We start from the raw sequence: 26,137 nt of genomic DNA, 5'->3' as shown, positions 1-26,137 counted from the left end.
TATGTCAATAAAAAAATTACAATTTCTTAAATACTCTTAACCTATAAGCATTTACCGATGTTTTTCCTAACTTCTCCACAAGTTGATAATTTGCATAAGCACCAACTACAGCACCTATTCCTGGTACTAACTGTAACATTTTTGCTATATCCATATAATCTCTATATTCCTGCTGAAAATTTCTCCAATTAAATAAATCTAGATCCTTTGGCAATGTTTCTTTATATTTATCCCAGTTCATAATTATTTGATATATTTCTAATCTTTTCTTATCACTAGAAAACGCTAATAAAAAAATATATAGAATATACACTCTTTCTTTATAATCTTTTACATCAAATCCATATAAACTAGCTGTATCAAATAAAAACTTCATTTTTAAACTTAAAAGAAGTGGAAAATCTGCAAGTCCCAATATAATTCCACCAGCTCCTGTGCCAGCACCACTTGCCGCAGCCGTTTTTTTGTAAAAATTCAACTTTTCATTTACTAAATTTTCTCTATCTTCTAAAGAAGCATTAGTCATTGGTTTTTTTGTAGTAAACTTCGAACCAACTAATACCGCTTTAACCATGTTTTTAATTGCCTCTGTTATTACCACATGAACCTTTTCTGGAATTAAATTATTTGCTTTAGTTTGTAAACTTTTACTTATACGATTTGCAAAAGAAGGTTTTTTTTCCATTTTTATTTGCCATTCCTTTAACTCATAAAATGCTTCTTTTTCATAACTATTCATACTTATCCCTCACAATTTGATTTATTATTATTCTAAATCTTATTTATAATTTTATATATACACATTGATATATTCAATAACTCATTTCTATTATTTCCTATAATATGTATTACATATGTGGGGACGGTTCATTATTTTTAGCTCTAAATTTTTAAAAAATAATGAACCGTCCCTCGTATTACTTTAATAACTCAACTTTCATAGGTAAAAAATAGCCGCTACGGGAAATGATATCTTGCTTAGAAACCTTTCACTTCAGTAACAAGTTCTAAGCTTTACTCATATTGAAAAAAGATTTTTTAATTAATATTCCGTAGGAATCAGTAATTAAAAAATAACTTTTTTCAAATTCGTAAAGCTAAGAACTTGTAAACTTTGTTCAAATGTTTCTTACGCAAGATATCATTTTCCTTCGCTAAGCAGTATTTTTTTACTGCGAAAGTTGAATTAGTTATTTTGTCTAAAGACAAAATTCACTTATCTTATTACTATATTTAATAAAAGTTTTTCTGTAAGAAAAATATCTTTTACTGTCCACTGTAAACTGTCCACTATCAACTGATAAAGGCTTAACCTCCTATGAAGTTACAAACTCCATCTGAAGCTAAGCCCCTTTTTAGTACATTTTAAAAATTATTAGGTTTACAAATTACCTCATTTATCTTCGTATCTAATATATTATTTGCATGAGCTGGACTGATAACTACAGCAGTATCTGCACCTTGGCTGCTTCCACCAACTGCTATTATTTTTTCACCATAAGGTATAAGACCTGCATCCATTGCCATAACACTTATCTCTACACATACCTTAGTGCCTTGTCCAAACATTCTTAAAGTATGAGCCATAATTTCTACAGGGCTTACTCCCCCAAACTTTCTGCTTATTCCTCTTTCAGCACCACTTAATACATGTGTAGTTGTAAGTATTTTAAATCCTAACTCTTTAAGTTCTTCTATACTTTCATGCGTAAACTCATTTTCACCTGGTTTTTTACAACCATAACCATGAGTAACACAAACAACATTAATATCTTTAACATCTTTAAATAATTTAGCAGTGTATCCACTGCTAGTAGCTACAACTATATGTTTTATATTTCTATCTTTAGCTTCCTTAATTGCAAGTTGTACACACTTTTCTGAATTTACTTTTCCTTTTTCTTCAAAATACATAATATTCCCCCCTATTAAGTCAATTTCACGTATATAAAAATAAATAACTCTATAAAATCATTTTATCAGCAAAAATGCCTCCATACAACATTAGTTTGTAAATAGTAAAAAAACTAAACCATTAAGGCTTAGTTTTTTATCTACATACTTATAGAAAAATCATCATTATCTAAATCAATATTATTTGAATTTTCTTTTATTGATTTCATTATTAAAATAATATATACTATCACAATAGTAGACTTCATAGTTTTAAAATATGGAATATCAACTCCAAAACCCAACGTTATTGTTCCTATTAAAGTTGGTAAGGTAAGTGCATATAAACACATATTATATAATTGATTAAATTTTAAATTAGTTTTCATTATTTTATTTACTATAAGAGATATCACTCCATAAATCAGTGCAAGGAACAACATACTTAATATTTGGAAAATAAAGTATCCAATAAATATCAGTGCATATATTAATACTTTAATTTTTTGGAAAGTAGGAATAAGTTTTTCAATATCTTTTTTTTCAAATGTGCCATCACCTAATTCTGAAAATTCAAAAGTTGAAGTTGTATGTCCATTATCTTTTTTATTTATAATTTTATCTCTAAAAATAAAAACTCCATTATCATTAGGATAATCATCTAAAATTCCTTCATCTGCATTTTCTCTAGTATCTATAAAAAGAATATACTCTTCTTCTTTATCATACTCAAAATAAGGCATGTCAACATCGACATCTAAAATTCCATTTTGAATTTGGAACTCTGGAAAATCACTATTATAAAATTTTATTATTTCTTTATAAGATGTATTAATGAAAATACCAGCTTTAACTGAAATGAAAATTGATAATATAAGTGATAATATAATGACATACAAAAAGCTTTTTCTAAATTTTTGGTTAGATATTTTCTCATAAGATTTGAAGTTAGTTATACTATCCTTTAGCTGCATAAAAAAATTCATTTTTTTCCTCCTTATATTTATTTGCCTTTTAACTTTCGCAGGTGAAAAACATCCGCTACGGGAAATGATATCTTGCTTAGAAACCTTTCACTTCAGTAACAAGTTCTAATCTTTACTCATATTGAAAAAAGATTTTTTAATTAATATTCCGTAGGAATCAATACTTAAAAAATAACTTTTTTCAAATTCGTAAAGCTAAGAACTTGTAAACTTTGTTCAAATGTTTCTTACGCAAGATATCATTCCCCTTCGCTAATCAATATTTTTTTACTTCGAAAGTTAAACACTGAACATTCTAATAAATTATTTTCTAAGTTAAGTATAGCAAAACAATTTTCTGCACTCTATGGCGTGTTAAAGGCAAATATTGAGTTATTATCTATATGAGGAAATACTATGATATTTTTGAACTAAGCTCCTTTACCTAGATGTTTATCCAATCTATGTATTTATTTAAAACATATACACATTTTTCAAGATATTCTTTTTCAAGACTTGTAAATCTTCCAAATTCCATGCTATCTATATCTAAAACTCCGTATACTATGTCATCTTTTATTATTGGAACTACTATTTCAGAATTAGATGCTGAATCACAGGCTATGTGACCTTCAAATTTATGAACATCTTCAACAATTAAAGTTTTCTTATCTTCAACAGCCGTGCCGCAAACACCTTTTCCTACTTGAATTCTTGTACAAGCTGGCATACCTTGAAAAGGTCCTAAAACTAATTCTCCATTTTTCATTAAATAAAATCCACACCAATTTACCCTACCTACTAAGGCATTTATCAGTGCTGAAGCATTGCTTAAATTTGTTATGAAATCTGTTTCATCACTTATTAAAGCTTCAAGCATACTTACCATATTTTCATACTTTTCATTCAAATCCATTTCTTCAAAAATTTTTATATCAAACATATTATCCTTCCCTTCTTAACATACTTTTTAACTTAATTATACGAAAGTTTCCATCTTTCGCAACTGGATAATATTATTTGGGCAGAATTAAGGGGACGGTTCATTAATTTTAGCTGTAATTTACAGACTATATTAATGAACCGTCCCCATATATTTTATTCTTTAATCTTTTCTGGCTCGTTGTATTTAACTCCAAAAGTATCTACTGTTACCTTTTTCATTTTTTGAGCTTCTAATGGTTTATCATTTTCATCTCTTTTAGCAGAAACTATTCTATCTACCTCTTCCATTCCTTCTATTACCTTACCAAAAGCTGCATACTCTCCATCTAAGTGTGGTGCTTCCTTAACCATTATAAAAAATTGTGAACCTGCTGAATCTGGCATTTGAGACCTTGCCATAGATATTACTCCTCTTTCATGCTTTAAATCATTTTTAAAATCATTTGATGAAAACTCCCCTTTAATTGAATATCCTGGACCTCCAACACCAGTACCTTTTGGGTCTCCTCCTTGCACCATGAATCCTGGAATTACCCTATGAAAAGTTAATCCATCATAAAATCCTTTTTTAACTAGAGAAACAAAATTTCTTACAGTGTTAGGAGCTATTTCTGGATACAATTCTATTTTAATCTTTTTACCATTTTCCATTTCTATTGTTACTACTGGATTTTTATCATTTGATTTTTTCTCTATCTTGACTTCTTGCTTTTCTTCTGTTTTAGTGGCTTTATCTTCAGATTTTTCTTCCTTTTTAGAACAACCCCCTATCAAAAGAGCAAATATAAAAATTAATGAAATACTCATAAACTTCATAAAACTTTTGTGCTTCATTTTTTAACTCCTTTCCCTTACCTTTTATCTTTACTTTTACATTTCTTATTTATTTTATCACAATATTTTATCTTTTAATACAAATTTCCACTTAATACAAATAAACCATTTAACTATCAAAACAAACAAAAGCATATATTATATGAAAAACTTTTGCTAAGGTAAGAAATTCTAAACCTTGTTCAAATGTTTTTTACACAATACATGCTTTTTCAGCCCACATAAAGTAGAAATTATATTTTTTTAGATTGTAACTCTAAGTTTTTGAGCTAATTTCACACCTAATATTCCACCAATTGTTAAAGAAGGCATGAACACCCATCCTGATAATGACATATTAGATAATCCTGAATATAATGCTCCTACATTACATCCTAAAGCTATTCTAGCTCCATATCCCATTAATAATCCACCAATTGCATAGAATAAAACATCTCTTAATTTGAAATTTTTCTTGAATGAGAAATGTCCTGCAAGTAATGGTGCTATTAACGCTCCTATAATTATTCCCATATTTCTCATTGAACCTGGATGATTTAAAAATCCACCATTTACAGCATCCATTCTTCCGGCAAACCATCCCCAATTAGAAACATCTACTACTCCTAAAGCTTGATAGAACCAAGCTGCCCAATGTGCAAATACTGCTGTTACTCCCCAGCTTGTACCTGTTGTTACTAATATTGTTACAAACATAATCATTATGAATACTGCACCAGTGTAATAAGACCATCTTTTAACAAAAAACTTATGATAAGTTTCTTTACTAAAGAATTTATATTCTCTGGCTTGAGACACTTCCTTTTCCCAATCCGCATATTTCTCTACTTTTAGTGTGTTTTCTTTTCTTCTCTTGTCTTCATATTTCTTTGCTATAATATAAATTGCTAAGTACCCTAATAATGAAAGTATGATTGTTCCTACAAATCCAAAAGCATCTGGTAAATAAAGTTGTTTCTTTATCTTAAAGAATATACTTTGTGTCCACCAAGGCATATCATGCGCTCCCCATAATGCTCCTGTTGAAAAGAAGAATAATACAATTAATCCTCTTCCTTCTCCTTCTCCTGCATCTGTAAGAGTTCCTGAAGCACATCCTCCGCCTAACATCATACCAATACCAAACATTATTCCACCTATTATAGTAGCTAAATTTGCAGGTTCAACATAATCAGAACCTGGTATTACTGCAGCTCCTGATTTAACTGCTCTATAAAATACATCTCCTCCATTTACATATGAACCATAATGTATAGCTGCTGTTACTAATAATGTAATTGAAAATAAAAACATTAGTGCTTTTGTTAAACTACTGTCTCCAGTCAAATAAATCTTTCTAATACCGCCTGCAAATCCAAATCTTGATCTTTGCATAACATATCCAATTGATAATCCAATAACTAAATGTAATGCTAGTTTATAATCTTTTGCATATTGAAATACACCAAATGCAGCCATTAATATTATAAGTGCGAAACCAATAAATACTTGCTTCTTTTTCATTTGTTTATCTCCTCTTACTGTTATTTTTTTAACTTTGTTTTATAAAAAATATATAAGACCTTTTGTCCTATGCTAACCACTTTACACTCTCATATTCTAATAGTAATAAATTTGAACATTTAACTATATGTAAATCACATTAATTTACAGTTAACTACTTTTCAAATGGAGCTTCAAACTCCATTTGAAAGCAGTATTATTTAATGTAATACTTAGCTCACTTATAAAAGCTTCTTGTATTATTAGAGATAATCCCTAATTTCTAGTCAAAATTATAATCTGTAACAATCATTTTTCTTTCTGTTGTTTGATCATTGAAATATTCATAGAAACATAGTCCCATAAATCCACCTGATACATTATGAATATTTTTGAATCCTAAATGTTGTAATGCTAATACTGCATTATAACTTCTTTGTCCACTTCTACAGTGTAAATAAACTGGTCTATCAGTTGGAATCTCATCTAGTCTTTGTCTAATTTCACTAAGTGGTAAGTTTAAAGCTTCTATTATGTGACTTTGCTCATATTCATCTTTTTCTCTTACGTCAATTATACAAGCTCCATTTTCTACTAATCCTCTTACATCTGCTGCATGTACTTGATCAAAAGAACCATTTAATAAGTTAGAAGCTACATATCCTGCAAAGTTAACTACATCTTTAGCAGTTCCAAATGGTGGAGCATAGCATAATTCTAAATCTCTTAAGTCATTTACAGTTGCACCAAATTTAATAGCTGTAGCAATTACATCTACCCTTTTGTCTACATTTCCTTTACCAATAGCTTGAGCACCTAAAATCTTTCCTGTTGGTACTTCATAAATTAATTTAAAATGTAGTGATTCACATCCAGGCATTAATCCTACTTTGTCTCCAGGAATTATCTTAACTGTATCATATTTAATATTCATGTTAAGAGCTTTTATTAATCCTTCATTTAAACCTGTAGAAGCTCCATTATAGTTAAATACTTTGATTACAGATGATCCAATAAATCCTTTGTTCAATACTGACATTCCATTAATATGGTCTGCAACAGATCTTGCTTGTTTTTGAGCTGGTCCAGCTAAAGGTAATTTAGTAACAGAATTAGTTAAAGCATTGTACACTTCAATTGCATCTCCTACAGCATAAATGTCTTTATCATTAGTTCTATAGTTTTGATCTACCTTAATTGCTCTAGTTTGTCCTAATTCTAATCCAGCTTTTACAGCTAATTCAGTTTCTGGAGTTACACCGATTGCCATAACTACTGCACCTGATTCTATTTTTTTACCTGATTCTAAAACAACTGTATTTTTCTCAAAAGAACTTACTTTATCTCCAACAATTAGCTTTACACCATTGTCATGTAATTCTTTATGTAAAATTTGTACCATATCATAGTCAAAAGGTTTCATAATTTGAGGCATAGCTTCAATTAAAGTTACATTGAATCCTGCTTCTTTTAAGTTTTCAGCTGCTTCAATTCCTATGAATCCTCCACCAATAATTGATACATCTTTAGTTTTCATGTTCTTAACAAATTTGTTTAATTTATCGATATCCACAACATTTCTTATTGAAAATGTATTTACGTTCTCAATTCCTTTAATTGGTGGAACTATTGGTTTTGCTCCTGGAGATAATATTAATTTGTCATAATTTTCTTTATATTCTTCTCCTGTTAATAAATTCTTAACTAACACTTCTTTATTTTCTTTATCAATAGAAAGCACTTCATTATTTACTCTAGCCTCTATTTTATATTGAGATAAAAACTTTTCTGGACACATAAGTACTAAATTATCAGCCTCTTCTACTACTCCACTTAAATGATATGGTAGACAACAGTTTGAAAATGATACGTGTGGTCCTTTTTCAAACATTATTATTTGATCCTCTTCACTATGTCTTCTTAGTCTTGCTGCTGCAGAAGCGCCTCCTGCAACTCCTCCAACTATTAAAATTTTTCTACTCATATTTATACCTCCATTGTCTTATCTTAAAGTTTTTTTTAATTTTTTATCTTATAGTTTTTTATATATTTAATTACAAAAATAAACATTGCGAAAATATTTATTGATGCAACTATAAACATTAATAAATCTGCTGCATCGAAAATAACATCAAAATTAGAAACACTTAAAATTCCAGATAATGTTATTAAACATATATAAAATGTAATTCTCTTATTTTGGCTTATATGCATAGTTGTATTAAGATAGTGGAATGATCCAAGTACTGTTGTAAGTCCAGACAATATAAAGAAAGTCATTATAATTCCTGAACCTAAATATCCAGTAACTGAAATTATACTTGTTAAATAACCTGAAATTCTTTCAACTCCATTTCCAGTTAAATTAACGTTTAACAAATTATATCTTCCATACGTGAATACATATGATGTTATTATTAAAGCTATAAATGTTGTAATTATAGTAGATATTGTTTGTAGTAAAGCTTCTCTTCTTGGAGAATTTCCTCCATCTGAACTTGCCAATGCACTAGTTCCTAATCCTGTTTCACTTATTTGAATAATTCTTTGAAATCCAATAATAAGTCCTATTGGTATTCCAATAGATGCAGATTTAAAATTTATAAAATCTTTCCAAATGAAAGATATATATTGTGGAACAAATTCTATTGTTAAAAATAAAAATATAACAAAGAAAATTACATAAATTAAAATTACAAAAGATATCATATACCCTAAAGTATTTATGAAAAGTTTATGATTTTTTGTTATTACTATAATTGATACCACTATGATAATTGGTACTATTATGTACATTAATAATCCATTTGCCGTAAATTCATAGTTAAAATTTTTACTTACAAATATTTTTACAACGCTCTGTATTCCTGTTAATTGAAATCCTACAAATCCAAAAGAATATAGTATAACTAGACATACAGTATATACGGCTCCTGCTTTTTTATTTACATTGAAATCAATAAAATCTCTGGGAGTTTTCTTTGTTATTTGAGAAAACAACACCTCTGAGTATGTTAATGGAACTAAGAAAAACATTCCAATAATAACCCATAAAACTATGCTTTCTCCTCCTACACCATTATTTGATGTTTTCCACATTGCTGCTAAAACTCCAATAATAGCACCTGTTCCAATTTTAGATGATAAGGATATAGAAATTGAACTTTTAATTTTTGAAAATTTCCATTCGGTCTTATCCTTTTCGCTTATAATTTTAAGAAATCTTATTGTTCTGTAAGTTATAAAGATTCCAACTGTTATCAAAAACGGCAGGAACAAATTCCATAAATAACTACTAATGGTGTTAATTACTTGACCTAATACTTCGATAACAAAATCAACTCCAATCTATTTCTCAATGCTTGTTAAATCTGTGTCAATTAAATTATAATATAACCCACGGCGTTTTCATAATAAGGAAACTTTATATACTATAACAGTTTTTTATAGCACATAAAATTCATGTATTTACATACAATTTCTAATGAATCCCTATACAAAAATTTTCTATATTACTGTATATGGTTTATTTATTTTGTGAAATATATATGTATTTTTGTCGAATATAGTGGTAAAATTAAATAAGTATTTTACTATTTTTATCACTTTAAGGATGTGACTATATGAATCTTGAATATCTCAACTCATTTTATACAACAGTAAAATTCAATAGTATATCAAAAGCATCAAGGGCGCTTCATCTTACCCAACCAGGGCTAAGTATGCAGCTTCAAAATCTAGAAAAAGAACTAGGAGCAAGTCTTCTAATACGAAGTAATAAAGGGGTTGAATTGACAGAAGAAGGGAAAGTTGTATTTGACTATGCAGATACTTTGTTATCCATTCAGGGAAACATCCAAAGGGATTTGAAAAATCTACAGCAAACTCGTCCAAAACTGCTTATAGGTTCTTGTAAAAGTGTTGGAGAATATGCTCTTCCCTGCAGTATTTATACTTTTAAACATCTTCATGAAGAAGTAGATATAAATATGGAGGTAACTAATTCTACTGATGTCATTGAAAAATTGAAAAAACACACTATTAATATAGGTATTATACAATATGACCCACAAATAGATGATATTGTTACCCAAACCATAGTTTCAGACGAATTACTTTTGGTAGGAAATTATAATGACTCTCCAAAGCAAATTTCTATAGAAGAACTTAAAGAAATACCTTTAATTTTACGTGAAAAAAATTCAGGAACTCGATATTTAATTGAAAATGCATTGCAAAACAAAGGGATTGAGTTAGAAGATTTGAATGTAATTTATGATTTAAATTCACCAGAAGCCATTAAGTCTTCTATTCTTGCAGGAAAGGGTTATTCTTTTTTGCCAAAGCTAATTATTCAGCAAGAACTAAAAAATTGCTCTATTCAACCCATTGTAGTAGATGATTTAAAAATTCCTATTAATTACTATGTGGCTTCTAGAAAAAAATACTCTTTCTCACAACATGAACAACTTTTTGTGGATTTTGTTATTTCTAGAAAAAGAGGTTTTTGCTAAAACTATAAATTTTCATGGTACAATTTTATAGGGTCATATTATATATTGAATTTACTTAACTTTAAATTAACTCAACTTTCGCAGGTGAAAAATAGCCGCTACGGGAAATGATATCTTGCTTAGAAACCTTTCACTTCAGTAACAAGTTCTAAGCTTTACTCATATTGAAAAAAGATTTTTTAATTAATATTCCGTAGGAATCAGTAATTAAAAAATAACTTTTTTCAAATTCGTAAAGCTAAGAACTTGTAAACTTTGTTCAAATGTTTCTTACGCAATATATCATTTCCCTTCGCTAAGCAGTATTTTTTTACTGCGAAAATTGAGTAAATTAATAAATTCTTTTTAAAAATTCACAATTTTTTTAATGATAAAAAGGTTGTCCATAAAGTAAAAATTTTATTTTTTGCTTTATGGACAACCTTTATGAATATCTAATTTCGTATAAATACTTCTATTTTCAAAATCTTATAAAAGTTATAAAGTATGTTTAATTTCTTGTTCAACATATTATATTTTGCATAAATGCTACTTTGATTTGTACAGCACTCCGAGAGCTTAACTTCACTTCATTTCATCTATAAACAGTCTATATTACAATTTCCTTATTGCAAAATTTTGATTATAATCTTAATACCTGTCCAAGCCCCCAACATTACAAAAATTCCAAAAATCCAAGAATGCAGAGAAAATGATGGAATTCCACTAAAGAAAGCACCAATAGTACATCCAAAAGCAAGTCTTGAACCATACCCCATCATTATTCCACCTAAGAGACCAAGAGCTAACTGTTTTTTATTTTTTATCTTTTTAAATTTGAATTGAGATGCTAATAATGTTGCAGCTAATGAACCCATAATAACTCCTATATTTAAAATTGTATATTGGTTAATAAATGGATTATGATTTTTAATCACTGGCTCAAAATAATCATGAAAATGATTAAAATATTCAAAATTAAAAGCATCAAATCCAAACCATTCCAAAATGCCGACACCCCACATCAAAAAACCGCTAGTGATTTGCCAACTTATTCCACTCGCAGCCAATAAAACTACATTCATTAGCCCTAATAAAATTCCTCCTACCCAATAAGGCCAAGGCTTTTTAAGCCATTTTGCAATAGGCTTCATACTATACCTCCCTTATTTTTCGTTTGGCTTTTGAATATATACTTCCCATTCTCCGTCATCTACTTCCACTACTTCTACTGAATATTTATTTTTAGCAGCCCACTTTTTTACATCAATTGCAACACAACTGTGATCAGAATGAAGAATTAAAACATCTCCAGGTTCCATTGTTTTTAATTCCTTCATAGCTTTAATCAGCGGTACAGGACATATTTCACATAAACAATCTAATTCTCTTACTGACATATATACCTTCCTCCATTACGCATCTTTACAACGTCTTTTTTCATACCATAACGCCAATACATATAAAATAACTAATACTATCATCTGTACTGCAACAACAATTTTAAAATCTAAATGCTCAGGAAAATAAATTATCTTTGCATTGTGAATTATATTTTTGAACCAAAAAGAGTAATCTTTAGCTCCCAGTATAGTTCCAATGAAAAAGCCTACAAGTACTACTATATGAAGTAAATGCCCTTCACCTATTCGCATCAATACTCCAGAACTACATCCTCCTGCCAAAACCATTCCAATACCAAACATAAATGCACCTATCATTACATGAATCCCTACAGAATTCACCTCTCCAGGAATCATTTGATAATTAACAATTTTTCCGTGAATATAATGAGATTGAATTAATGCAAATCCTATAGTACTTACCATCATTCCCAATAAAATAGCTCTTATTAATTTTGTATTTCCTATAAGAAAAGGCTCTCTGAATGCTGCTGCAAAACAAAATCGCGAAAACCTCAAGACAATTCCAATCCCAACTCCCAAAATCAAGCATACAGCATACTTGTAGTGGCTTTGCCAAAGCACAATACACAATATTACTGCAATTAAAATCACCATAATACCATAAGGTATCTGATTCTTTTTGTTTTTAGCTTGTCTCTGTCGCTGCTTAATTAAATCATTAATTTCATTTGACAACTACCATCATCCTTTTAATTAAAATCAAATTTTTCCGTAACTTATATAATTATATATCATATTTTCTCATAAAATCAATGGTATATAATGTTGCCAATATTTTAATCAAATATTGTAAAAAAATTATCACTTAATTTAGCCTTGAAGCACATTTCTATTTGTTTTTTTGTATTTCTTTGTACAGATAGTGGTGGCAAATCTTTTAAAGAAAAGAAACCACTTTCTTCTGTTTCTATATTTTTTTCAAAGGCACCGTCTATCAACTCACATAATACGAATATTTTGTATGTTCCATAAGGACTTGGTGGTTCATTATGTTTGTTTCTATCAAGTACTGCAATTAATTTTTGGGGAGTTACATTTAAGCCTGCTTCTTCTTTTACTTCCTTCACTATATTTTCTTTCACTGATAAATTGAACTCTGCCCAACCACCTGGAATTGACCAAAGGCCATCAAGACTTTCTTTAACTAGTAATATTTTATTTTCTTTAAAAATAGCCCCTCTTATATCTATTTTAGGTGTTTGATATCCTGTTTCATTGCAGAATAAATCCTTTATTTTTTCATTACTTACCCCAGTATATTCATTCAATATATCTACTGATAAATTTCTAATCTGTTGAAATCTTTCAATATCATACTTATCCTTTGAATATGCTAATCCTGCTTGAGCTATTGATTGTAGTTGCTTAGCCCATGTGAGCCATTTTGGTTCCATATTTATTCCTCCCTTTAAGTATTTTATTCTTTAATATAATTTTAAGTAATAAAACTATTCTCTAAAACACCGTAAAATTCTTTTGAATAATACGGTGTTTTCTTTAAACAGAATAATTTGGGGACAGTTCATTTTTTATATAATTTTTATACGATTATACATATAAAAAATTATATATTTCTATATATTTTATTGACTTTTATATAAAATTTTATATAATTTATTATATAATACAGTATTAATTATAGAAATTTATAATTTATTATATAAAAATTTATATATTTAGTGATACTGATAAGGAGTGTTATTGTTGTTTATTAATAATAAAGAATTAAAAAAATATATTCCTATAGCTAATATGATAGCTAAAACATTTGGTCAAAATTGTGAGGTTGTAATTCATGATTTATCAGTTCCTCAAAACTCTGTTATTTACGCTATTAATAATCATGTAACTGGAAGAAAAGTGGGACAGTCATTTGATCATTTAATTAAACAAGTTTTATTATCTAAAAATTTTGATGGAGATTATGCAGCCAATTATAAAATTGTTACTGAAAGTGGTAAAGAAATAAAGTCCTCAACATCTCTTATTAAAAATTCTAAAGGTGAAATAATTGGCGCTCTATGCATAAATTATGACCTAGAACCCATGAAAAATATAAAAGAATTTTTAGACGATTTTATGAATATAGAACAAGAAAAAATAGAAAAAGATATAGAACCTTTTGATAATGTAATACAAATAGTTGATGATTTAATAGATAGAATTGTATCCAATTCAAATGTAGATAATTTAAAAAGAAAAGATAAAATTTCATTGATCAAATTTATGGATGAAAAAGGTATATTTTTAATAAAAGGTGCTATTGAAAAAGTAGCTAATAAACTGAAAATTTCTAAAGTAACAGTATATAGTTACTTAGACGAGATAAGGAAAGACTAAAAAAACAAGAATTCAAAGATTAATTATAGGTTATTATATAAAAAATTTAAGCTACTTTGTTTATATGTAATCTATGTATAAAATATTATAAACAATATCTTTCGTGTTTATATATACGAGATAGAGAGAGGAGAATCTTTAATGGGTATTAAATACGTATGTAATGAATGTGGTAAAAAATATGATCCCAAAACACTTGTTTTTAAATGCACTTGTGGTGGTTTATTAAATATTAAAAAGTTTCATTTTAAATTCTCAAAAAAAGATATAATGCATAATGAGTGGAGTCTGTTTAGATATATTAAAACCTTACCTTTTGATGATAACTTTAATTTATGGAGAGATATTTCTATGGGTGAAGGATTAACACCTATTGTACCTTTAGATAAGAATTATCCGAATTTATTAGTAAAAATGGATTATATGATGCCTACATCCTCCTTTAAAGATAGAGGTGCTGTAGTATTAATTTGTAAAGCTAAAGAACTAGGAATAAAAAAAGTCATTCAAGACAGTAGTGGTAATGCTGGTACTTCTATAGCAGCTTATGCTAATAGATCAGGCATTCAATGTGATATATATGTTCCTGAAAACACATCTCCTAAAAAAATTAAACAAATTGCTTCTCATGGAGCAACTGTTCATGTAATTAAAGGAAATAGAGAGGATACTGCAAGAGAAGCTTTAAAAGCTGCAGAGAGAGGCGATGGTTTCTATGCCAGTCATGTGTATAACCCCTTTTTTTACCAAGGTACAAAAACTTATGTTTATGAAATTTATGAACAATTAAATGGTGAAATGCCAGAAGCATTAGTAATTCCAGTAGGAAACGGCACGCTTCTTTTAGGCTCTTATTACGCTTTAAAAGAATTATTAGAACTCAATCTAATAACTAAGATGCCAAAGCTTATTGCAGTTCAAGCTAATGGATGTGCTCCTATATATAAAGCCTTCAAAGAAGGAAAAGATACTGTAAAACAAGTTACTAATATAGGTACTTTAGCTGAAGGAATAGCAATTGCAGACCCAAAAAGAGGAAATCAAATATTAAAAGCTATAAAATATACAAAAGGAAAAATCATAACAGCCCCTGAGGATAAAATTATTGAGACAAAAGAATATCTAGCACAAAAAGGATTTTATGTAGAACCAACCACTGCTGCAACCTTTGCAGGCTTTTTAGATTATTATAAGGAAAATGACTTAAAAGGGAAAATAGTAATACCTTTATGTGGATGCGGTTTGAAATCAAGTTAAATAATTTTTTATTATATTGTTTATTAAAAATTTTTATTTGTTTTACTATAGTACTCAACTTTCACAGTAAAAAATACTATCATTTCCCTTCGCTAGACAGTATTTTTTTACTGCGAAAGTTGAGTTATATGATAATGACTTTTGCAATCTTTTGATACAGTATTATCATATTATATAAAATACCCCTGTAAAAAGCAATACTACCTTAAATCAAATCCATCGTAATCCATATATATTTCCTTTTATTTCAAAGTCCTAAATTCATACCCTTTATTTTTTAAATATTTTATAATTCTAGTTAAAGCTTTAACTGTGTCTTCTTTGCCATACGTATCATGCATCAATATAACTGCTTTTTCTTTATCCCCTACAGAATTTTTTACTGCTTCGAATATTTCATCTGAATTTTTATTTTTTATCTCCGCATCTTGACCATAAGCATTCCAATCTATCCCATACATATTATTTCTCTTAAGTTCAGATTCAAACATCTTTAGATTAGGATCATTATATACTTTTCTAGATATATACCCTCCAGGAATTCTTATAACTCTTGTATTAAAATTTTGTCCAACTATTTTCTTAATTGCTTGATTAGTTTTATTTATTTCATTCATAAAAGCCTCAATATTGATCTTATTTCCTGGATATAATTTTTTTAAATCATGGGAATAGGAATGATTGGCTAAAGCATGTCCTTCACTAAAAATTTTTTTTACCATCCTCTTACTTCCTTCATCACCTTCTATCATTTTTCCTATTAAAAAAAAAGTTGCCTTTACATTTTCCTGTTTTAACACATTTAACATTTGAGGAGTAACAGTAACAGACGGACCATCATCAAAAGTAAGAAAAACCATCTTCTTTTCGTTATTTTTTTTATTATTTCCTTTGTTTTTTTCTATTGAATTTTTTATTTTTTCTACATCGTAAATATATTTTTCTCCACTTTCAATTACATTAAAATTCTTATTTAATTGTTTGCCTTCAATTACTTTATTTCTTCTTTTATCATTATCTTCCTTTATTTCAGTTAGCGATTTACCTTTTTTAAATATTTCAGCTTGTACTTTTCTTTTAATAAAATAATCATATTCTTTATTAAATAAAAAGAATATTACAACAGTTAATAATACAATTAATATACTTTTTACTAATATTTTTGTTTTAACTCTTCTTCTATCTTTTGTTCTCATACTTTTCATCTCCGTGTTTTGTATTTTTTGAACTTACCTTTAAATAATTTAATTTTATTCTTTACTACCTAATTTATATTTTAAAATTCCATCAGCTATAGCTTCAGCACACTCTGCTTGTCCACTTTCTGATGTTATATATTGCTCATCTGAAGAATTAGTTAAAAATCCTAGTTCAATCAACACTGATACTGCCTTATTAAGTTTCAATACTGCTAATGAACCATCTGCTTCATATTTCAATCCTCGATCCACACTATAATTAAGATTGAGAAGTTGTTTTTGTATACTTTTAGCAAGTTTTTCTCCTTCTGTATTCGGAAATCTACACCAACTCTCTATTCCATAATAAGATCTATTTTCACTACCATTGCAATGTATAGATACAAATAAATCTGCTCTGACTTCATTTGATATTTTAACTCTTTCTCTAAGGTCTTCTTTCTCATTAGCCGGCCAAGATACCCTATCACTTGTTCTTGTATATATTACATTGATATTGTTTTTTTTAAGAATCTTACCAACTTCAAGAGCTACTTTTAAGGTTACATCTTTTTCAAGAATTCCTGATAAACTTTTAGTACCTTCATCATATCCACCATGCCCTGGATCTATAACTACTGTAAATTTTGAATTTATATTATTGTTAATACTTTTTTTATTATTAACTTGTTCCTCAGCATAAGTATTTGACTGTTCAATTTGCAATAGTCCATTTTTTTTATAAGTAATTTTCATTATTATTAGCTTAAATATAAATATACAAATCATAAATATAAGCACTCGCACAAATATTTTACTCTTTTTTACTTTCATTTTTCTCACCTTTCTTTACCCCTTTTCCTATGTTATAGTATATTTTTTGTGTTTAATATAACTTTAATTTTCTTATTACATACAATTATAATAATTAAATATCTTATAACTTTTTATAAGTTGTAAAGAAATTGTAAGGTTTTAATTTGAGATTTTTAACTCCTGAAAACGCAGTAAAAACGAATGCATATATTTCAAAAAAATATCAGCAGTTCAATCTAAACTACTGATATTGTTTAATAATTATTTCTATTATATTTTTGTATAATTGATAACTACTCCTTCAACTTTTACATATAAAAATAGTCTATGGCGAAACTAATGTACAAAATTTTGTACTATAAAAGTTGAATTAATCATAAATATAGTTCATTATACCTATTGATATACTACTTATATTTTTACCATTCATACTAATAAACACTTTTTTATTTGAATCTTTACTATCTTGAAAAGTAAATTTATATACTATATACTTGTTTTTACTAAATACGCTTTTATGTTTTTCTATAAGCTTTGCATTTTTAATATTTCCAATATTATTTTTCTCAATAAATTCTTTTGCTACTTTTTCCGATTCTTCTATAGTTCCAATACCACTGAATGCTTTACTTGAACTAAAATTATATAAGTTTAATGACAATAGTTCTCCAGTTTTTGCGTTAATTTCAATATTAATACTACCAGTAAATTCTTGTTTAATATCATCTTTTCTAGAGGTGTAATATATACTAAATATTCCATTTTCAAATACAGAATTACTATTTTCAAATTTACTTATAAAACTTTTATCTACTTTTTCCCTATTTGATTTTATTTCTATTTCACTACCATCTTTGAAATTTATATAACATTTTACCTCTGTTAAATATAGTTTTATATTTAAATACTTTTCCAAAAGTTCTAATGATTTCAATTTAGCTTCTTCTTCAGTTAATTTTTTATTTTTACTATTCTCATGTGAACTTAAAATATTATTTTCAAGATTTTCAACTATCAATTGATTTTTCCTAATTCCAACAAGATTATTACATCCACTGAAAAACAAACTAAAAACTAACAATACTATAACTAATTTCTCAGTTTTCATTGATATATACACCACCTTTACTGGCAGTAAATATTAATTTAATTAAAGTGCCTTTATTTACTTCACTTTCAACTTCAATTTTCCCATTATGAATGTCTATTATTTTTTTACAAATTGATAAACCTAATCCTGCACCATTATTTGATCTAGTTCTTGCTTTATCAATCATATAAAAAGGTTCAAAAATCTTATTTATATGTTCCTTAGAAATTCCTATACCATAATCCTTTATTCGGACTTCAAATTTTTCTTTATTAATGTAGATATATATTTCGGAATTTTCATTAGATGCTTTTATAGCATTATCCACAAAATTAGCTATTAATATTTTCATTAAATCTCTTTCCATTAATATTTGAAAATCTTCTCCCTTAAGTATTAAATTAATGTTTTTTTGTTTTAGTTTAGGAAATAATAATCCTTTTACTTCATAAATAATTTTTTTCATGCTTCCCAATCTCATATCTAATTCTTCTTTTTTTATAAATACTAAATCCATTAGCTTAAAAGATAATTCCTCTAACCTCTTTCCTTCCTTATATATGTAATCAAGACCCTCTATATAAATTTTCTCATCGTATCTAGTTGAACGAAGCAAATCAGCATATCCTATTATAGATGTTAAAGGTGTCTTCAATTCATGTGTTAAATTATCAATGAACCTCTGTTTTTCATAATTATTTAACTCTAATTCTTTTATTTTTTGTTCTACAACATCAGACATTTTATTAAAATTATCTGCTAATATACCTACTTCATCTTTAGAAGTTATTTTTACTTTTTCTGAAAAATTTCCTTCAGTTATTCTTTTAGTTGCTCCTATAAGCTTTTTTATTGGGTTTGTTATGTATTGACTTACAAAATACATAAACAATGCAAAAGCTAATGATGCTGCTATATCTAATTTTAAAAAGAATAGATATTGAGTTTTTCTTTCTTTATAAACATCTGAAATATCTCTTATATAAGTAAATTTATAACTTTTATTATTTATTTTCATAAGATTTGATATAAATATATATGATTTATTATTTATATCCCTAATTAAATATTGTCTCTGATTTAATTTATTTAAATTAATTTCTTCTCTATTCTCTGGTAATTCAAAATCTATATTACTAAATATTTTGGAATTATTTAAATCTAAAATTTCCATATAAACATTTTTATTTTCATTCTTTTTATAATAATTATTAATAACATTTATTAAAATTTCATCATCATACTTTATATTACGAGAATATCTTTTTAATGTATCATATATTGGGATACTCAAATTTACACTTGAATATATATTTAAGTGTTCACTTAAACATCTATCAACTTCTATTTTTAACATTTTATTATGTATATTTTCTATTAATACTATTCCTGCACAATTAAATATTAGAATAAATAGAGTAAAAGATAAAAGATATATTTTTTTCCAAAATTTCATTAATTAATTATCCTCCAGTCTATATCCTATTTTATAAACTGTTTTAATATAAGAATTTAAATCTAATTTTTTTCTTATAGAACCAATATGCATATCAATAGTTCTCGTTCCTCCTAAGTAATCAAAATCCCATATGCGTTCTAAAAGCATTTCTCTAGATAAAGCAACATTTTTATTTTGAATTAGTATACATAGTAGTTCATATTCCTTTGGAGTTAAATCCATCAACTTATTATTCTTTTTTACTATTCTTTCCTTTAAATATACTTTAATGTCTTTAAATTCTAATATATTGTTTGCTTTACCATACCTTCTGAGAACCGTTTCAATTCTTGCTAATAATTCTATTGCTTCAAATGGTTTTACAATATAATCTTCTGCTCCAGCTTTTAACCCATTAACCTTATCCACAACAGATTTTTTAGCTGTCAAAAATATAACAGGAATATCTAAATGTCTTATTTTTTCCATAACTTTAAATCCGTCTACTCCAGGAATCATAATATCTAATAATATTAGATCAAAATTCTCTTTATTAATAATATCAATGGCTTCTAATCCATTGTATACTTGTTTAGTTTCATAATTAGCAATATTAAGATTCAATTTAATTAAATTGGATATTGATATCTCATCTTCTATTATCAAAATTTTCCATGCCAAGGCATTTCCTCCTTTGTTCTTATTTGTTACTATATTCTAATTTAAGAGACTAAAAAATTATATTCTCAACTATAGTTCTTAAATTATATCATATATTATTTGATTAAATTTAATCTTTACAACTTCTTTACATTCAATATTTTTTTGGGGACGGTTCATTATTTTTTGCTTTAAATTATAGCTTAAAATAATGAACCGTCCCCTTATTTTTATATATAACAGAATCACTAATAATTATGTCTTTTTAATTGTTTTTTAATATTTGTATTAATTTATCTACTTGCGCATCTTCATTATTTAATATATCTTCAATCTTCGTATATACCATAATATCAGGTTTCACACAATTTTCTGGATCATTTTTAATGTTGGGTCTTGTGAATTTTTTATAGGACACATTAAATCTAAAGCCTGAATTTGGCAATTGAAAAGTCAATATATCCCCATAACAAGAAGGTTGATTTCCTGTAGGTTCACCTATTATCTTCCCAATATTATTATCTTTAAAAATTAAAGTAAACCAATTAGCAGAACTAAAAGTTTTAGGAGAAGTAATTACATATACATTTCCCTTAAAAATTAAATTATTATTCTTAACCTTTTTATTTTTTATTTCTTTATTTTTATAAGAGTCATATCCTGTTTCTATTCTATATCCTCTTTGTTTTGCTGCTTCTTTTGAATATCTTACATAACTTCCAAAACTCATATAACTATCTACATCTAAATAATGCATAAATTCATCTACAACTGATGAATTTCCTCCTGTATTATTCCTTAAATCTACTGCTATATTTTCTATTTTGTTTTCACTAATAGTTTCAAAAAAATTATTAAGTGCTTCTTTATAGTGATTATCATTTTTACAAATATTTAATTTAAATACTCCAAGTGAATTTTCCTTATCTAAACTATAACTTACCCAATCCTCTGTAGTATATTTTTGATTTTTAACAATGTCTTTACTATCAACTAAAGGAAGGCTAACACTTAATTTTTTACCCTTTCTTTCAATCTTTATATCAACGTAATTATTTTTAACCACTTTTAAATATCTAAGATACGGCTCTTTTATTAAATTATTACTTCCTATTACTTTTACCCACTGACTATTTTCTGCTGGTATAACCTTCCAAAGTTTATCTAATAAGTCACTAATCCTTTTACCACCTATTGATATTACTTCGTCTCCCTTTTTCAGTTTATCCGTATCTTTTTTTATATAAAGCCCATCATGCAGCCATATTAACGGCATATATATAATCCTATCTTTTTTATTTATATCCATATTTAAACTAGTATGAGCATCTTTAAAAGAACAAATTATTTCATTTGCAACAAAATAAAAATTTTCTGCCTTCATACTTGTCTTTACTTTTTTGTACGCATTTTTAATTATATTTTGTTGACTTTTATCAAATCCATTATACGTCTTAGGATGTACATTTTTTAATGTATTAACTAAATAATCTATATCCTCTTTCATTTGCTGTGGTGTCATTTCTTTATTTAATAGAATTTGCGTTTTAAACTTAGGTCTAATCACCTTTTTATTATTAGGAATATGAGCCCTTTGACTTCTTATATATCCATAAATATAAACACTCAACAATACTACTGCTAAAATAATCCCACAACTTAAAGCTATTTTCTTATATTTTTTCATATAATATACCCCCATACACATACAGATAAATTGATTGAAAATTGAGAATTTAAAATTACTAGTTACAAAAGTATTTTATTACTAACATTAATAATTAATGCTTCAAATCTAACCTTTATATAATATTTTCTGTTTATACTTTAAAAACCTTCTTTATCTATAAATTTAATTATTTCTATTTTTCCTCACAAGAAAGCCATGCTAAACTCTAAATAATTGGGGACGGTTCATTTTATCAGTAACTTTTCTTACCTCAAAACCACCTCAAAATTTACCTCAAATTGATTACTTTTCTTTACTTTTGTCAATAATCTTAAATAAAAAATATATTAGAGGAGCGATCTTTATGGGAAGAAGTTTTAGAATTAAAATCGAAAATGGAATTTATCATGTAATGTTTAATGGAATGAGTGAGATTTTATTATACAATAACAATAACGACAAAAATAAATATATGGAACTTATAAAAAAATATCAAGCTAAGTTCCACTTCAAAGTATATGCATACTGCCTTATGTCCACCCATGGCCATTTGATAATTGATTCTAATGGTGCTGATGTTAGTCAATTTATGCATGATATAAATCAGTCCTATGCCCAATATTACAATAGTACTCACAAAAAAAATGGTGAAAATAGAAAAGGTCATGTTTTTCGTGATAGGTTTAAAAGTAACATAGTCGATAGTAATCATTATTTATTAACCCTTTCTGCTTATATTCACAAAAATCCTAAGGACATAAAAAAATATAGAAATTGTATAGAAGAATACCAACATTCAAGTTTAGCAGTATACTTAGGATTAAGAAGTGATCCTTTTAATGTTCTTGATGAGGATTATATTATGCAATTTTTTAATACTGATGTAAAAAAAGCTAGAGCAAATTATACAGAATTAGTATATAACTGTACTGATAAGCTACTTGAAAAAAGTGCTGAATTTGAAGACGAAAAAACAGAATACAGAAGTGAAAGGCATATTATAAAAAGAACTTTTAGTGCTGAGGAAATATTAACTTTTCTCTCTGAATATACTGGTATGCCTAAATGGGAAATTGTTTTAAAGAACAAAAGGAGAAATACTAAAAATAAAGCTGTATACGTATTAATGTTAAAGGCTTTATGTGGTTTTAAAGATAAACAAATATGTGAAGTTATTGGCAATATAACTCAATCTAGAGTTTCTACTCTTTGTTCTATGGGCATTGATATTGTCCTGGAAGATGATAAATATAAAAATATTATTGATGATTTTCTTGCATCAAAAGCCAGTTAAAATTTTAAAATCCAATTTCAAAAAAATATTATACAGTAAGTTAGTTTAATTTTTATTAAATTTCACATTATATTATATGTTGTTATGTTATCTAAACAAACCTGATTATAATGTAATTCCAAAAATTTTAAATACTAACTAAAATAACTGGATAGAATAATTTTTTAAAATTCACCTGCCTAATTAAAATTCTTATAATATAAAAAAGGACAAGCTATATATTTTCTTCAAAATTGTTATGAAAAAATATAACCTATCCTAAATTTATATATCTAAAAAACATTAATTTAAATGTTAATTCAATTTTTCAATCTAGATTTCTTTGATTATTAAATAATTAAAGATTATTTATTGTTTTTATTTGTAAATTTATAATAGTATTTTTTAGTGAACCGTCCCTTTTTTTATTTTTACTTTTTTACAGCTAATATTACTTTAAACAAGGATACTAAAATATCTTCTTCTTCAAAACTGATATTAGAAAAGTTTTGCATTATTATACAATATTTTTCATCAAGAATTACTGTTCTAGAAGGATTATATGTCTCTTCTCCAGCTCCAACTATATATGATACTCTTTTACCTAATTTTTCTGCAAAAACTATTTGAGTATGAGTATAATATTTTGTAATACACTTACAAGTAATTTCAACAGCTTCCTTTAAACTTTCTTTTTTCAAAGCTTTTTTTAGTATATCTTCTATAAGGTGTGAAAAATTTTCTTCTTTACACATATATATCCCTTTTTCCTTCTTCAATAAGTTTAAGCTTTTCTCTAACAATTTTTTGTTTTTCTAAAGAAAGTCCTTTAAGATGTTTTTCAATTGATTTTTCACCAACTGTTCTTGTTTCTTCAGAAGCATAATCCAATAAATATTCTTTAAAAGTTAATATAGCATTTGGCATACAATAATTATGCACAAGTCCTGGCTTAGCAAGTCCCATAAATTTCTTTCCTGTCCTTGCTGATCTATATCCTGCTGTACAGAATGAAGGAATACATCCTGCTTTACATATATCTCTTATTGTTTCGTCTAATGACCTCATATCTCCTAACTGAAACTGTTCTTTTTCTGGTAAATATCCTTTTTCAAATTCTTTATATCCTCCAACACCAATTCTTGAACCTGCATCTACCTGAGAAATACCTATTGGCAATACTTCTTCTCTAACTTCTGGTTTTTCCCTAGCAGTTAATATCATTCCTGTATATGGCACTGAAAGTCTAATTACAGCTACAAGTTTTTTAAAGTCTTTATCTGAAACTTTATATTTAGGATTTTGAGTAAATGGAGTATCAATTGCAGCTTCTATTCGTGGAAAAGAAATAGTATGAGGTCCTACTCCTCCAAAAGTCTCTTCAAGATGAATTGTATGATATAAAAGTCCCATAACTTCAAATTTCCAATCATAAAGTCCAAACAATGCTCCTATACCTACATCATCAATTCCAGCTTCTATTGCCCTATCTAAACCATATAGTCTCCATTTATAATCACTTTTTCTATCTCCTTTTGGATGAAGCTTTGAATATGTTTCATGATGATATGTTTCTTGAAAAATTTGAAAAGTTCCTATACCTACCTCACAGAGCTTCTTATAACCTTCCACATCTAAAGGTGCTGCATTAATATTTACCCTTCTAATTTCTCCATTGTCAATTTTTGTATCATATACAGTTTTTATTGTTTCTGCCATAAAGTCTGCATCATAATCAGAATGTTCTCCATAAACAAGTATAGCTCTTTTGTGACCTGCTTTCTCCATTATTTTAACTTCTTCTCTCAATTCATCGTCACTTAAAGTCTTTCTTACAATAGATTTATTTTCTCTTCTAAATCCACAATATAAGCAGTTGTTTTGGCATTTATTTCCTATATACAAAGGCGCAAAAAATACTATTCTTTTACCATAAACATCTTCTTTTATTTTTCTAGCCAATTTAAACATCTCTTCAAGTAACTCTTTATCCTCTACCTGAAGAAGTTTTGCAGTTTCTTCTGGTTCTAGCCTAATTTTTTTTTCTGATTTTTTAAGGATTTCTCTTATCTCTACTGCATCAGGATTAACAGCTCCATTTAACTGTTTCCAAATTTTCTCATCATTAATAAAATCCTTTCTTTCACTTGTATCTAGCATACTATCCCTCCAAAATAACTTATATTTTTAATAACTAGAACCTTATATGCAAACAACAACGAGTAAAAGTTGATTTGATATTTAATTGTAAATAAAAAACTTTCCCGTAAAGGAAAGTTAATACTGGCACAAAAAATATCCAATATGACATAATTCCTTTACAAATCAGAATACTCTTCTTTGCAAGGTCCTATTATTTCATTGAACAAATAATTTA

At 27.1% G+C, this 26,137-nt stretch carries 24 protein-coding genes; 4 read left to right on the top strand and 20 right to left on the bottom strand.

Translation table 11 applies throughout. The annotated features are described in order from the left end of the window. Positions 1 to 16 precede the first annotated feature (16 nt). From ACFIJ5_RS08875 to ACFIJ5_RS08840, 8 genes are all read right to left on the bottom strand, one after another. Positions 17 to 739 (bottom strand): EcsC family protein, encoded by a 723-nt coding sequence (locus tag ACFIJ5_RS08875; protein ID WP_379806162.1) that lies wholly within the window; start codon positions 737 to 739, stop codon positions 17 to 19. A gap of 626 nt (positions 740 to 1,365) precedes the next feature. Next, entirely contained in the window at positions 1,366 to 1,914 is a 549-nt protein-coding gene (locus tag ACFIJ5_RS08870; protein WP_379806160.1) for a pyruvate kinase alpha/beta domain-containing protein, read from the bottom strand. 140 nt (positions 1,915 to 2,054) lie between these two features. Next, positions 2,055 to 2,879: a DUF1189 domain-containing protein gene (locus tag ACFIJ5_RS08865; RefSeq protein WP_379806158.1), complete on the bottom strand. Its 825-nt coding sequence runs from the start codon at positions 2,877 to 2,879 to the stop codon at positions 2,055 to 2,057. 424 nt (positions 2,880 to 3,303) lie between these two features. Further along, complete coding sequence (locus ACFIJ5_RS08860; protein WP_379806156.1) at positions 3,304 to 3,801, bottom strand: GAF domain-containing protein; 498 nt, start codon at positions 3,799 to 3,801, stop codon at positions 3,304 to 3,306. Between the two features lie 155 nt (positions 3,802 to 3,956). Next, the gene (locus tag ACFIJ5_RS08855) at positions 3,957 to 4,454 is read right to left on the bottom strand and encodes a peptidylprolyl isomerase (protein WP_379809578.1); all 498 of its coding nucleotides are present in this window, start codon (positions 4,452 to 4,454) and stop codon (positions 3,957 to 3,959) included. A 426-nt stretch (positions 4,455 to 4,880) separates the two neighbouring features. Beyond that, positions 4,881 to 6,140: a YeeE/YedE family protein gene (locus ACFIJ5_RS08850; RefSeq protein ID WP_379806154.1), complete on the bottom strand. Its 1,260-nt coding sequence runs from the start codon at positions 6,138 to 6,140 to the stop codon at positions 4,881 to 4,883. Positions 6,141 to 6,402: 262 nt separating this feature from the next. Then, on the bottom strand, positions 6,403 to 8,103 hold the full coding sequence (locus ACFIJ5_RS08845) for an FAD-dependent oxidoreductase (RefSeq protein ID WP_379806152.1): 1,701 nt from the start codon (positions 8,101 to 8,103) through the stop codon (positions 6,403 to 6,405). A gap of 35 nt (positions 8,104 to 8,138) precedes the next feature. Further along, entirely contained in the window at positions 8,139 to 9,383 is a 1,245-nt protein-coding gene (locus ACFIJ5_RS08840) for an alanine:cation symporter family protein (protein WP_379806150.1), read from the bottom strand. A 359-nt stretch (positions 9,384 to 9,742) separates the two neighbouring features. Here ACFIJ5_RS08840 and ACFIJ5_RS08835 point away from each other — a divergent pair, with 359 nt between their 5' ends. Next, positions 9,743 to 10,633: a LysR substrate-binding domain-containing protein gene (locus tag ACFIJ5_RS08835; RefSeq protein ID WP_379806148.1), complete on the top strand. Its 891-nt coding sequence runs from the start codon at positions 9,743 to 9,745 to the stop codon at positions 10,631 to 10,633. A gap of 605 nt (positions 10,634 to 11,238) precedes the next feature. On the opposite strand, the gene ACFIJ5_RS08830 is transcribed toward ACFIJ5_RS08835, so the two are convergent. The 4 genes from ACFIJ5_RS08830 to ACFIJ5_RS08815 all read right to left on the bottom strand — a co-directional run bounded on the left by ACFIJ5_RS08830 (position 11,239) and on the right by ACFIJ5_RS08815 (position 13,433). Continuing rightward, positions 11,239 to 11,766 carry a YeeE/YedE thiosulfate transporter family protein gene (locus tag ACFIJ5_RS08830; protein ID WP_379806146.1) on the bottom strand — a complete coding sequence of 176 codons (528 nt, stop codon included), beginning with the start codon at positions 11,764 to 11,766 and terminating at the stop codon, positions 11,239 to 11,241. Between the two features lie 12 nt (positions 11,767 to 11,778). Continuing rightward, a complete protein-coding gene (locus ACFIJ5_RS08825) occupies positions 11,779 to 12,012 on the bottom strand; it encodes a sulfurtransferase TusA family protein (RefSeq protein WP_379806144.1) in 234 nt (77 codons plus the stop codon). A gap of 15 nt (positions 12,013 to 12,027) precedes the next feature. After that, entirely contained in the window at positions 12,028 to 12,714 is a 687-nt protein-coding gene (locus tag ACFIJ5_RS08820) for a YeeE/YedE thiosulfate transporter family protein (protein WP_379806142.1), read from the bottom strand. Between the two features lie 101 nt (positions 12,715 to 12,815). After that, a complete protein-coding gene (locus ACFIJ5_RS08815; protein WP_379806140.1) occupies positions 12,816 to 13,433 on the bottom strand; it encodes an NUDIX hydrolase N-terminal domain-containing protein in 618 nt (205 codons plus the stop codon). A gap of 310 nt (positions 13,434 to 13,743) precedes the next feature. Between ACFIJ5_RS08815 and ACFIJ5_RS08810 the strand changes: the two genes are divergently transcribed. After that, positions 13,744 to 14,379: a helix-turn-helix transcriptional regulator gene (locus ACFIJ5_RS08810; protein WP_379806138.1), complete on the top strand. Its 636-nt coding sequence runs from the start codon at positions 13,744 to 13,746 to the stop codon at positions 14,377 to 14,379. Between the two features lie 141 nt (positions 14,380 to 14,520). Further along, positions 14,521 to 15,636, top strand: coding sequence for a threonine synthase (locus tag ACFIJ5_RS08805; protein WP_379806136.1), 1,116 nt, complete (start codon positions 14,521 to 14,523; stop codon positions 15,634 to 15,636). A gap of 242 nt (positions 15,637 to 15,878) precedes the next feature. Here the strand turns inward: ACFIJ5_RS08805 and ACFIJ5_RS08800 are convergent, their stop codons facing one another. The 6 genes from ACFIJ5_RS08800 to ACFIJ5_RS08775 all read right to left on the bottom strand — a co-directional run bounded on the left by ACFIJ5_RS08800 (position 15,879) and on the right by ACFIJ5_RS08775 (position 22,505). Continuing rightward, entirely contained in the window at positions 15,879 to 16,832 is a 954-nt protein-coding gene (locus ACFIJ5_RS08800; protein ID WP_379806134.1) for a polysaccharide deacetylase family protein, read from the bottom strand. Positions 16,833 to 16,886: 54 nt separating this feature from the next. After that, entirely contained in the window at positions 16,887 to 17,648 is a 762-nt protein-coding gene (locus tag ACFIJ5_RS08795) for an N-acetylmuramoyl-L-alanine amidase family protein (RefSeq protein ID WP_379809577.1), read from the bottom strand. Between the two features lie 352 nt (positions 17,649 to 18,000). Then, positions 18,001 to 18,738 carry a hypothetical protein gene (locus ACFIJ5_RS08790; protein ID WP_379806132.1) on the bottom strand — a complete coding sequence of 246 codons (738 nt, stop codon included), beginning with the start codon at positions 18,736 to 18,738 and terminating at the stop codon, positions 18,001 to 18,003. Continuing rightward, positions 18,728 to 20,176, bottom strand: coding sequence for a sensor histidine kinase (locus ACFIJ5_RS08785; RefSeq protein WP_379806130.1), 1,449 nt, complete (start codon positions 20,174 to 20,176; stop codon positions 18,728 to 18,730). Before ACFIJ5_RS08785 ends, ACFIJ5_RS08790 begins: the two co-directional genes overlap by 11 nt. 3 nt (positions 20,177 to 20,179) lie before the next feature. Continuing rightward, the gene (locus ACFIJ5_RS08780) at positions 20,180 to 20,839 is read right to left on the bottom strand and encodes a response regulator transcription factor (protein ID WP_379806128.1); all 660 of its coding nucleotides are present in this window, start codon (positions 20,837 to 20,839) and stop codon (positions 20,180 to 20,182) included. Positions 20,840 to 21,083: 244 nt separating this feature from the next. Then, on the bottom strand, positions 21,084 to 22,505 hold the full coding sequence (locus tag ACFIJ5_RS08775; protein WP_379806126.1) for a S41 family peptidase: 1,422 nt from the start codon (positions 22,503 to 22,505) through the stop codon (positions 21,084 to 21,086). A 346-nt stretch (positions 22,506 to 22,851) separates the two neighbouring features. On the opposite strand from ACFIJ5_RS08775, the gene ACFIJ5_RS08770 reads away from it, so the two are divergent. Further along, positions 22,852 to 23,781: a transposase gene (locus tag ACFIJ5_RS08770; RefSeq protein ID WP_379806124.1), complete on the top strand. Its 930-nt coding sequence runs from the start codon at positions 22,852 to 22,854 to the stop codon at positions 23,779 to 23,781. 410 nt (positions 23,782 to 24,191) lie between these two features. On the opposite strand, the gene ACFIJ5_RS08765 is transcribed toward ACFIJ5_RS08770, so the two are convergent. Further along, positions 24,192 to 24,515 carry a hypothetical protein gene (locus tag ACFIJ5_RS08765; protein ID WP_379806122.1) on the bottom strand — a complete coding sequence of 108 codons (324 nt, stop codon included), beginning with the start codon at positions 24,513 to 24,515 and terminating at the stop codon, positions 24,192 to 24,194. After that, positions 24,508 to 25,920 carry a [FeFe] hydrogenase H-cluster radical SAM maturase HydG gene (hydG, locus tag ACFIJ5_RS08760; RefSeq protein ID WP_379806120.1) on the bottom strand — a complete coding sequence of 471 codons (1,413 nt, stop codon included), beginning with the start codon at positions 25,918 to 25,920 and terminating at the stop codon, positions 24,508 to 24,510. Before hydG ends, ACFIJ5_RS08765 begins: the two co-directional genes overlap by 8 nt. Positions 25,921 to 26,137 lie beyond the last annotated feature (217 nt).

The organism is Haloimpatiens myeolchijeotgali (genome assembly GCF_042688525.2).
Taxonomy (GTDB): Bacteria; Bacillota; Clostridia; order Clostridiales; family Clostridiaceae; genus Haloimpatiens.
Note: the sequence above shows the minus strand (reverse complement) of the source record. Positions and strands in the feature narration are given on the sequence as shown.

Bases quoted from the DNA above. Each gene is read 5' to 3' on its own strand.
- ACFIJ5_RS08800 (WP_379806134.1), bottom strand. From the start codon at position 16,832: ATGAGAACAAAAGATAGAAGAAGAGTTAAAACAAAAATATTAGTAAAA.
- ACFIJ5_RS08795 (WP_379809577.1), bottom strand. From the start codon at position 17,648: ATGAAAGTAAAAAAGAGTAAAATATTTGTGCGAGTGCTTATATTTATG.
- ACFIJ5_RS08865 (WP_379806158.1), bottom strand. From the start codon at position 2,879: ATGAATTTTTTTATGCAGCTAAAGGATAGTATAACTAACTTCAAATCT.
- ACFIJ5_RS08805 (WP_379806136.1), top strand. From the start codon at position 14,521: ATGGGTATTAAATACGTATGTAATGAATGTGGTAAAAAATATGATCCC.
- ACFIJ5_RS08790 (WP_379806132.1), bottom strand. From the start codon at position 18,738: ATGAAAACTGAGAAATTAGTTATAGTATTGTTAGTTTTTAGTTTGTTT.
- ACFIJ5_RS08855 (WP_379809578.1), bottom strand. From the start codon at position 4,454: ATGGAAAATGGTAAAAAGATTAAAATAGAATTGTATCCAGAAATAGCT.
- ACFIJ5_RS08815 (WP_379806140.1), bottom strand. From the start codon at position 13,433: ATGGAACCAAAATGGCTCACATGGGCTAAGCAACTACAATCAATAGCT.
- ACFIJ5_RS08775 (WP_379806126.1), bottom strand. From the start codon at position 22,505: ATGAAAAAATATAAGAAAATAGCTTTAAGTTGTGGGATTATTTTAGCA.
- ACFIJ5_RS08875 (WP_379806162.1), bottom strand. From the start codon at position 739: ATGAATAGTTATGAAAAAGAAGCATTTTATGAGTTAAAGGAATGGCAA.
- ACFIJ5_RS08825 (WP_379806144.1), bottom strand. From the start codon at position 12,012: ATGTCAGTAAGAGAATTAGATTGTTTATGTGAAATATGTCCTGTACCG.
- ACFIJ5_RS08860 (WP_379806156.1), bottom strand. From the start codon at position 3,801: ATGTTTGATATAAAAATTTTTGAAGAAATGGATTTGAATGAAAAGTAT.
- ACFIJ5_RS08770 (WP_379806124.1), top strand. From the start codon at position 22,852: ATGGGAAGAAGTTTTAGAATTAAAATCGAAAATGGAATTTATCATGTA.
- ACFIJ5_RS08835 (WP_379806148.1), top strand. From the start codon at position 9,743: ATGAATCTTGAATATCTCAACTCATTTTATACAACAGTAAAATTCAAT.
- hydG (WP_379806120.1), bottom strand. From the start codon at position 25,920: ATGCTAGATACAAGTGAAAGAAAGGATTTTATTAATGATGAGAAAATT.
- ACFIJ5_RS08845 (WP_379806152.1), bottom strand. From the start codon at position 8,103: ATGAGTAGAAAAATTTTAATAGTTGGAGGAGTTGCAGGAGGCGCTTCT.
- ACFIJ5_RS08785 (WP_379806130.1), bottom strand. From the start codon at position 20,176: ATGAAATTTTGGAAAAAAATATATCTTTTATCTTTTACTCTATTTATT.
- ACFIJ5_RS08850 (WP_379806154.1), bottom strand. From the start codon at position 6,140: ATGAAAAAGAAGCAAGTATTTATTGGTTTCGCACTTATAATATTAATG.
- ACFIJ5_RS08765 (WP_379806122.1), bottom strand. From the start codon at position 24,515: ATGTGTAAAGAAGAAAATTTTTCACACCTTATAGAAGATATACTAAAA.
- ACFIJ5_RS08870 (WP_379806160.1), bottom strand. From the start codon at position 1,914: ATGTATTTTGAAGAAAAAGGAAAAGTAAATTCAGAAAAGTGTGTACAA.
- ACFIJ5_RS08830 (WP_379806146.1), bottom strand. From the start codon at position 11,766: ATGAAGCCTATTGCAAAATGGCTTAAAAAGCCTTGGCCTTATTGGGTA.